Source organism: Arthrobacter sp. 2RAF22 (assembly GCF_052115325.1).
GTDB lineage: Bacteria > Actinomycetota > Actinomycetes > Actinomycetales > Micrococcaceae > Arthrobacter.
Map to the genome: position 1 here is coordinate 1 of NZ_JBFRGL010000027.1, position 9,383 is coordinate 9,383.

General features: G+C 63.5%; 4 protein-coding genes. 1 reads left to right on the plus strand and 3 read right to left on the minus strand.

What is annotated here, in order from left to right; genetic code table 11:
- Positions 1–405 precede the first annotated feature (405 nt).
- The 3 genes from AB4068_RS15565 to AB4068_RS15575 are packed head-to-tail and all read right to left on the minus strand — an operon-like array spanning position 406 to position 7,974.
- Positions 406–4,092 carry a 1,4-alpha-glucan branching enzyme gene (locus AB4068_RS15565; RefSeq protein ID WP_441433854.1) on the minus strand — a complete coding sequence of 1,229 codons (3,687 nt, stop codon included), beginning with the start codon at positions 4,090–4,092 and terminating at the stop codon, positions 406–408.
- Between the two features lies 1 nt (position 4,093).
- Positions 4,094–5,890 (minus strand): maltose alpha-D-glucosyltransferase, encoded by a 1,797-nt coding sequence (treS, locus tag AB4068_RS15570; RefSeq protein ID WP_284992057.1) that lies wholly within the window; start codon positions 5,888–5,890, stop codon positions 4,094–4,096.
- 5 nt (positions 5,891–5,895) lie between these two features.
- Positions 5,896–7,974 (minus strand): alpha-1,4-glucan--maltose-1-phosphate maltosyltransferase, encoded by a 2,079-nt coding sequence (locus tag AB4068_RS15575; RefSeq protein ID WP_441433855.1) that lies wholly within the window; start codon positions 7,972–7,974, stop codon positions 5,896–5,898.
- Positions 7,975–8,105: 131 nt separating this feature from the next.
- On the opposite strand from AB4068_RS15575, the gene glgP reads away from it, so the two are divergent.
- The coding region (gene glgP / locus AB4068_RS15580) for an alpha-glucan family phosphorylase (protein ID WP_441433856.1) at positions 8,106–9,383 on the plus strand (1,278 nt) is incomplete at its 3' end.

Here is a 9,383-nt window from a genome sequence, read left to right on the forward strand (position 1 = left end):
AGGCCCGGCAAAATCAACCAATTCATAAAAACAAATCGGTATCAACAAACTTGGCACACTATTGAGTTCTCAAACAACAGACACACCCGGCACCACCCACACCCACCAAAGGGCCCAGACTCGCTCCGGAGCAACTTTCCAAACTTACCGGCTGCTTGCCTCCTAGTCAAATCAGCGTTCTTGACTTGATTTTCACGAGGAACTCAGTCAACTTCACCGATCTCCACTGGGGAGTAGCGCGGGTACTAACTATACCACCACTTCACCGGGGAGGCAAAACCCCCTCCGGGCGGCTTCCTACGCTCCAGCAGGCGCCCCTGAGATCCCACGCAAAGGGCCCGGTAACTCAAAGTTTTCCGGACCCTTCACCCTCAGGCAAGCTTCACCCTCACGCAAACAGGACAACTACCCCACAGGCGCGAACCAAGAGGCTCCGAGCGGCGGCAAGGTGACAGTCAGTGCCGCAGGCAGCCCTTCCGCCCCGGGTGCGGTGGCAAGAAGTTGACCGCTGTTGATCACACCCGAGCCTCCGTAGACCTCGGCGTCAGTGTTGAGTACTTCCTGCCATGCGCCGGCGGCCGGGACGCCGAGCACATAGTCCTGGTGCGGGCCTCCCGAGAAATTCACGGCGCACACCAAGGGGTTGCCGTCGTGGTCCCACCTGATAAAGGTCAGTACGTTGCGATCCGCGTCCGCGCCGTTGATCCACTGGAAACCGCCGGGCTCGTTGTCCCGGACATGAAGGGCCGGCGTCGAGCTGTACAGCGTGTTCAACTCGCGCGTGAGCAATTGCAGTCCTCGGTGCGCCGGGATGTCGGCAAGGAACCAGTCGAGCCCGTGCTGTTCGGACCACTCGGCCTCTTGGCCGAATTCGGTGCCCATGAAGATGAGCTGCTTGCCCGGGTGGGCCCACTGGTACGCCATGAACGCCCGCAGGTTGGCGAGCTGCTGCCAACGGTCGCCGGGCATCTTGCGCAGCATGGATCCTTTGCCGTGCACTACCTCGTCGTGGCTAATCGGCAGCAGGAAGTTCTCCGTGAAGGCATAGACCATGGAGAACGTCACTGTGCCGTGGTGCCAACGGCGGTTCACCGGGTTTTCGGAGATGTACTTGAGGGAATCGTGCATCCAGCCCATGTTCCATTTGAGGCCGAATCCGAGGCCACCGTGGTTGGTCGGCGCGGTGACACCGGGGAATGCGGTGGATTCCTCGGCAATGGTCACTGCGCCGGGGTGGGTCTTGTAGATCGTGGCGTTGACCTCTTGGAGGAACGAAATCGCTTCCAGGTTCTCGCGTCCACCGTGGACGTTGGGGAACCACTCCCCTTCCTCTCGCGAATAGTCCCTGTAGAGCATGGAGGCCACGGCGTCCACGCGGAGTCCGTCGATATGGAATTCCTCGAGCCAGTAGAGCGCGTTCGCGACCAGGAAGTTGCGAACTTCGGTGCGGCCGAAGTCGAAGATGAGCGTGCCCCAGTCCGGGTGCTCACCGAGCCTGGGATCGGAGTGCTCGTACAGTGGTTCGCCGTCGAAACGGGCGAGGGCCCAGGCATCCTTCGGGAAGTGCGCGGGGACCCAGTCCAAGATGACGCCGATGCCCGCCTGGTGCAGCGAATCGACAAGGAACCTGAATTCATCCGGATGCCCGAACCGGGAGGTCGGAGCAAAGTAGGACGTGACTTGGTAGCCCCATGAACCGCCAAAGGGGTGCTCGGCCACCGGCATGAACTCGACGTGGGTGAACCCGAGCCACTTCACGTACTCAACGAGGTCCTTGGCCAACTCCTTGTACCCGAGGCCAAGGCGCCAGGAACCAAGGTGGACCTCGTACACGCTCATGGGCGAGTTGTGCGGATCCTTGTTGGCGCGCGCGGTCATCCAGGCGTCGTCCTTGAAGCGGTAGCCGGACTCCACTACGCGTGACGCGGTCAAGGGCGGAACTTCGGTGCCGAAGGCGAGCGGGTCGGCTTTCTCCACCCAGTGTCCGGCCTTGGTGAGCAACTCGAATTTGTAGCACGCCCCTGCTATAACGCCCGGGATGAAGACCTCCCAGACGCCTGAAGACCCGAGTGAGCGCAAGGCGTGCTCACGCCCATCCCAGGAGTTGAAGTCACCCTTGACGCGGACTGCCTGTGCGTTGGGGGCCCAGACGGCGAAGGAGACGCCGTCCACATCGCCGAGCGGGGAGCGGTAGTGCTGGACGTGGGAGCCCAGCGTGTCCCAAAGCCGTTCGTGCCGGCCTTCTCCGATGAGGTGCAGGTCCACTTCCCCGACGGTTGGAAGGTAGTGGTAGGGATCGTTGATCGTCACGGGCGCGGAATCGCCGTACACGACGTCGAGTCGGTAGTCCGGTACGTGGCCTTGCTGCAGCGGTTCGAGGACAGCCACCCAGATGCCGTCGGTCTCGTGGGTCATCGGGGTGGAACCGGCTTCGGTGACCACAGATACCTCCGCAGCGAGGTGCTTGACCGTACGGATGGTGACGTGACCGTGGTCGTCAAGGTGGGCGCCCAGCACCGAGTGCGGGGCGTGGTGCGCACCAGCGGCCACCCGGCCCAGGGTAGCGGCGTCCACATACAGCGGGACTCGGGGCCGTTCGGTACGTGCTGAGCCTGTCATTTCCTTACCTTCCGATGTCGCCGCGGCATCCGTGCCGGGGCTCGTGTTTCCGAGGAGCTGCCGCGAAGCATTGACCGGAATGGGCAACCAGTCCGGCCTGTTCCGCAGCTCATAGATCACCTCGTACAAGGCCTTGTCCAGCCACAATGCCACAAACAGCGGCGAGCGGCGGTCAATCGTTCCAGGGGTGATGTCGCTGTAGCCAGCCAGGAAGGCCTCGGCGCAGTCGTCAACCCACGTGGCGGGAACCCGGGCGCCCGGGTTCTCGCGGATGGCCGCACCGGCCGCATAGTCGAAGGACCGCAGCATCCCGACGACGTCCCGCAGGGGAACGTCGGGAATGTTACGGTGTTCAATCGGCCTCAGGGGTTCGCCCTCAAAGTCCAGGATCGCCCACCGCGCAGGTTCGCCCGCGGCGCCAGGCACCAAAAGGATCTGGCCCAAGTGAAGGTCTCCGTGGATGCGCTGCAGGGTTCCGGCTTCCTTGCCCGACAATTGCGCCAGGAGTGCCTCGAGCTGCTGCTCATGGGGCCCGACGGCGGTGCCCGCCTCAGCCCACGACTGGCGGACGCGCCGGGCTACTTCGGGCGCGATGTCCTGGCCCGGAACGCGTTCCGTGGCGGTTCCGAGGGTTTCCGCGAGGCGCAAGTGCACGGTGGCAGTCGCTTGGCCCAGTTGCCGGGCTTCGGCGGCGAAGTCTTTGCCTGATGCCGCGGCGTCGACGGCGAGGCGCCAAGCGTCCTGCCCGCCGGCAAGGAACTCGTGGGCAACGGCGAAATCCGCCGAGGCTGTTCCGTGGCGACCCTGGGGCGTCCACACCTCCCAGGTTCCCGTGATCCACCCTAGGGTGGACGGCACTTCCTTCGTTCCCGCCGAGGTCAGGGCCGCACCGACCTCCACCTCGGGGTTTTTGCCGACCGACAGGACCCGGAAGATCTTCACGATCGCCGCGGACACGCCATCGTCGACGATCACCGAAGTATTGGACTGCTCGCCGGAAGACACCCGCACGGATCCTGAGGCGGTGGGCAGCCGCAGGCCGCCCGGCACCGTATGTCCGCTCGCGGTGCACTCCCCCACTCCGGGATCGGCGGTGGCCTGGCCCCGGATCAGATCCAGCCATGCCGTCACGAATTCAGGATCGTGCGGGGCGTCGTATACCCAGAGAGGCAGATCCTGCTCGCTTGTTCCACCGATCTGGCCCACCGAGGCAGTTGCCAAGGCGGCGGAGGGCGCGGAGCGAAAGCTGAGCGGCACTTGGACGATGTCTGTCTGCCTCCCTCCATCGGCCGTGGCGTAGGCGACGGAGATCAGCTGGACCTCCAAGGCGGTCCCGGAGGTGGGCGCAGGAAGACCGAACGAGCCGACGAAATCCAGTTCGAACAACCCTGCCTTGACCGGAAACCAGCGCTGCCGGGGCAGCCATTCCTTGAGCAGGGGGGCCAGGACCGTGGTGGGTGCCATGTGACTCATGTCAGCCTTCGATGGAAAGCACTGGGATGGCCTGGGTGTACGGCGAGGAGCCTGTGGAACCTGCCGAACGTATCCGGAGCCAGAAGAAGTCGTGGCTACCGAGCGTGAGGGTGAGGGAGCCGTCGGCGCCGATCCCCGGGAACGGCTGGCCGCCGAACACGTCCCTCAGGCCCCTTCCGGCGTATTCAGGGATATCCAGGGTTGTGGCAACCGGATGTTGGGACAGGTTGAAAACGCAGAGGATGGATTCGGCATCCTCGCCTTCCGGATTGTCCTCCCGGAGATCACGCATGTAGGCGAGAACCACCTCGTGGTCCGCCGGAACGTGTTTGAAGTCGCCTAGCCCGAAGGCCGGGTGGTTCCTCCGCACGCTCAGGATCTGGCGTGTCCAGCGCAGGAGCGAGCCGGAATGGGCTGCTTCGGCCTCGACGTTCGCCATGCTGTAGTTGTAGACCAGCGACTGGATGACGGGGAGGTAGAGCTTTCCGGGATCTGCGTTGGAGAAACCCGCGTTGCGGTCGGGGTTCCATTGCATCGGCGTGCGGACCGCGTCGCGATCGTCAAGCCAGATGTTGTCTCCCATCCCGATTTCATCCCCGTAGTACAAGAAGGGGCTGCCGGGCAGGGAAAGCAGCAACGCATTGATCAGCTCGATCTCGGAACGGGAATTGTCCAGCAGCGAGGCGAGCCTCCGCCGAATACCGATGTTGGCCCGCATGCGCGGGTCCGGGGCGTACCAGCCCAGCATGGCGGCACGCTCGTCGGCGGTGACCATCTCCAGGGTGAGTTCGTCGTGGTTGCGCAGGAACGTACCCCATTGCGCGCCGGCAGGGATTCCCGGGGTATCCCGGAGCGTCTCGATGATGGGTGCGGCCTTCTGGTCGCGGAGTGCGTAGTACAAGCGCGGCATGATGGGAAAGTGGAAGGCCATGTGGCATTCCGGTTCTTCCTCCGTGCCGAAGTACTCCACGACGTCGTGCGGCGGCTGGTTCGCTTCGGCGATGATCACTCGGCCCGGGTAGTTCTCGTCCACCATCTTGCGCAGATCCCGCAGGAAGCCGTGGGTGGCCGGCAGGTTCTCGCAATTGGTGCCCTCTTCTTCGAAGAGGTACGGGATGGCATCTGCCCGGAATCCGTCAATGCCTTGGTCCAGCCAGAACTTGACGACGTCGTGGACGGCCTCGATGACCTTGGGGTTTTCGAAGTTCAGGTCGGGCTGGTGGCTGAAGAACCGGTGCCAGAAGAACTGCCGGCGGATAGGATCGAACGTCCAGTTCGACTCTTCCGTATCCACGAAGATGATGCGCGCGTCCTGGTACTTCTCGTCGGTGTCACTCCACACGTAGAAGTCGCCGAACGGGCCGTCCGGGTTCTTGCGTGATTCCTGGAACCAAGGGTGTTGGTCCGAGGTGTGGTTCAGCGGGAGATCGATGATGACCCTGACGCCCCTCGCATGCGCTTCGGCCACGAGCCGCTTGAAGTCGCTGATGGTACCGAACTCGTCCAAAACGGACGTGTAATCGGAAATGTCGTAACCGCCGTCGCGCAAAGGCGAATCGAAAAACGGCGGCAGCCACAAACAATCCACTCCGAGCCACTGCAGGTAATCCAGCTTGTCGATCAGTCCGTGGAAGTCACCAGAACCGTCGCCGTTCGCATCCGCGAAGGCCCGCACCAGCACTTCGTAGAAGACCGCCTTCCGATACCAATGAGGGTCGTGTTGAAGACCCGGGGCGTTCAGCTCGAAAGTGTTCTTCGGCGTGAAGTACTGACTCTGACCCTGCGGATTGAAGCTCACTAAGGCTACCTCCGGATATTGAGAATGTGTGCCGGTTCTACATGGGCGTCCAGCCGGACGTAGTTGTACTCGCCCCACTCCCAGCTTTCGCCGCTGACCAAATCATCCACCCAGAATCGTCCGTTGGCGGTGAAGTCGGATGGATCCAGCGAAAGAGCGGACAGATCCAGCGTCACGGTGCTTTCCCTGGTGCCGTGGGGATCGACGTTTACCACGATGATCAGGGTGTCCTTGCTGCCGTCGGGCAAGGTCTTGTGCTTGGAGAACACGATGGTGGCGTCATCCGTGCTGTGATGCAACGTCAGGTTCTGCAGATCACCCAAGGCCGGGTGGGCCTTCCGGATGGCGTTAAGCCGTGTGATGTACGGGGCGAGGCTGTGCCCGGAAGCCGCCGCTGCATCCCAGTTGCGGTCCTTGAACTCATATTTCTCGTTGTCGATGTACTCTTCGGCGCCGGGACGCGCCACATGCTCGTACAGCTCGAATCCGGCGTAGACGCCCCAGAGCGGGCTGGCCGTGGCTGCCAGTGCGGCGCGGATGCGGAACGCGGCCGGGCCGCCGTATTGGAGGTATTCGGTGAGGATATCCGGGGTGTTGACGAAGAAATTCGGCCGGAAGTACGCCGGAGATTCGTGGCTGACCTCCTGGAAATACGATTCCAGTTCGGTCTTGGTGTTCCGCCACGTGAAGTACGTGTACGACTGCTGGAAACCTGCCCGGCCAAGGGCATGCATCATCGCGGGGCGGGTGAACGCCTCGGCGAGGAAGACGACGTCGGGGTGCTTTTTGTTGACCTTGGCGATCAGCCATTCCCAGAACCACACAGGCTTGGTGTGGGGATTGTCCACGCGGAAAATCTTCACGCCGTGGCTTACCCACAGGAAGACGATCCGCAGGATTTCCTTCGATAGACCGGCGGGATCGTTGTCGAAGTTCAGCGGATAGATGTCCTGGTACTTCTTCGGCGGGTTTTCGGCATAGGCGATGCTGCCGTCAACCCGGGTGGTGAACCATTCCGGATTGGTCTTCACCCAGGGGTGGTCCGGGGCGGCCTGCAAGGCCAAATCCAGCGCGACCTCGAGGCCCAGCTCATTGGCGCGGGCCACGAAAGCGTCGAAATCCTCGAAGGATCCCAATTCAGGATGGATGGCATCGTGGCCGCCGGCTTCCGAGCCGATGGCCCACGGCGAGCCGGGATCCTGGGGACCCGGAGTCAAGGTGTTGTTGCGCCCCTTGCGGTGCTGGAAGCCAATCGGGTGGATGGGCGGCAGGTAGATGACGTCGAAGCCCATGTCCGCGACGGCGTCGAGCCTCTTGGCCGCCGTCGTGAAGTTGCCTGAAGTCCATGTTCCCGTGGTGGGATCGAAAACGGCGCCTTCGGAGCGGGGGAAGAATTCGTACCAGGCCCCGCGGCCGGCGAGGTCACGCTCCACGAGGAGTGGGTATTGTTCCGAGACGGTCACCAGCTCACGGATCGGCTGGCGTTCGACGACGGCCGCGACCTCTGGGCTGAAGCCGGCGGCAAGGCGCTCCTCGGCAGTCCTCGAAGTGTCGGCGAGGCCTTCGGAGGCAGTGCGAAGGATGCGTTTGTCTGCGGCATTTCGCGTGCTTTCGGCTGCGGCTTCCGCGAGCAGGGCGACGCCCTCAGCGAGCATCAGCTCCACGTCGATGCCGGCCTCGACCTTCACTTCGGCGTTGTGGTGCCACGTGCCGTAGCGGTCGTGCCAGGCCTCGATTGCGAAGGTCCAGGCTCCAGGCGCCGTTGGGGTCAGCAGGCCCTCCCAACGGTCCGTTCCCTTGCCACGCTCACCCGGGGCCGGGGCAAGCCGGACACGTTGGCGTTCTTTGCCTTTGGGGTCCAGCAGGACGGCGCTCACCCCCAGCTGGTCGTGGCCCTCGCGGAAGACCGTGGCGCCAACCACCAAATCTTCACCCGGCAAGGCCTTGGCCGGGAACCGGCCTTCCTCGATGACGGGCTGCACGGCCGTGATCGGGAATCTGCCGAACTTAAGACCCTCGGTGATACCGGCCTTCTGCTTGGACTTGGATGCTGAGCTGGATCGCGGTGCTGCAGTAGTGGTCACAACCTCGACGTTAGCGAGAAAAATCACATTTTGCGAAGAGGTACCCCAGACTCTTCCGCGCAATGTGTCATTTACCTAAAAGAAACCGAAAGCTGTTCCTGCCGTCCACCGAGTGGATTAGTCTGGCGCTCGTGAAGGCAATCCGAAGGTTTACAGTCCGTACACTGCTCCCCGAACCGATCCGGCCGTTGGCTCGTCTCGCGACAAATCTGCGCTGGTCGTGGCACCGGGCTACGCGCGAGCTCTTTGCAAGCCTTGACCAGGAATTGTGGGAGGAGAGCCATCACGATCCAATAAGCCTCCTGGGGTCAATCAGCCGCGATCAGCTGGACCAACTTGCTTCCAACAATGAACTTGTAGAGCGTGTTCAGCATGCTGCCGCGGATCTGGACCGGTACCTGAGTGAGCCGCGCTGGTACCAGGGCCTGGGTCCGGATGCTCCGGCGTGCATCGCGTATTTCTCGCCTGAGTTCGGCATCACGGAGGTTCTTCCGCAGTATTCCGGCGGGCTCGGGATCCTGGCCGGTGACCACCTGAAGGCAGCCTCGGATTTGGGCGTGCCGTTGATCGGCGTCGGGCTGCTGTACCAGGCGGGCTACTTCAAGCAGTCCCTGTCCCGGGACGCCTGGCAGCAGGAGACCTACCCGGTCCTTGACCCCGACGGCCTGCCCCTGACGCTGTTGCGCGAACCGTCCGAGGACGGCACAGGCAAGCCTGTGACGATCTCGCTGCCGCTGCCCAACGGACGCAAGCTCAACGCGCACATCTGGCGGGCCGACGTCGGGCGCGTGCCGCTGCTGCTGCTCGATTCGAACGTTCCGGCCAACGACGACGCCGCGCGCGGGATCACGGACCGCCTCTACGGCGGCGGCGGTGACCACCGCCTGCAGCAGGAACTGCTGCTGGGCATGGGCGGGGTGARGGCGCTGCGCGTCTACCAGCGCCTCACCGGCACCCCGGCCCCGGAAGTGTTCCACACCAACGAAGGCCACGCCGGGTTCCTGGGCATCGAACGCATCCAGGAACTCATGTCCACCGAGGCCCCGCTGAGCTGGTCCGAAGCCCTKGCCGCCGGGCGCGCGTCCACGGTGTTCACCACCCACACCCCGGTRCCGGCCGGCATCGACCGTTTCGAGGCCGTGCAGATCAGGCACTTCTTCGACGCCGGMCTGGCCCCGGACGTGCCCGTGGAGAAGGTCCTGGACCTGGGCCGGGAAAACTACGACGGCGGCAACCCCGCGGTCTTCAACATGGCCGTSATGGGCCTGCGCCTGGCGCAGCGTGCCAACGGCGTGGCCAAACTCCACGGCGTGGTCTCCCGCGAGATGTTCTCCGGGCTCTGGCCAGGCTTCGACCACTCCGAAATCCCCATCACCTCCGTCACCAACGGCGTCCACGTCCCCACCTGG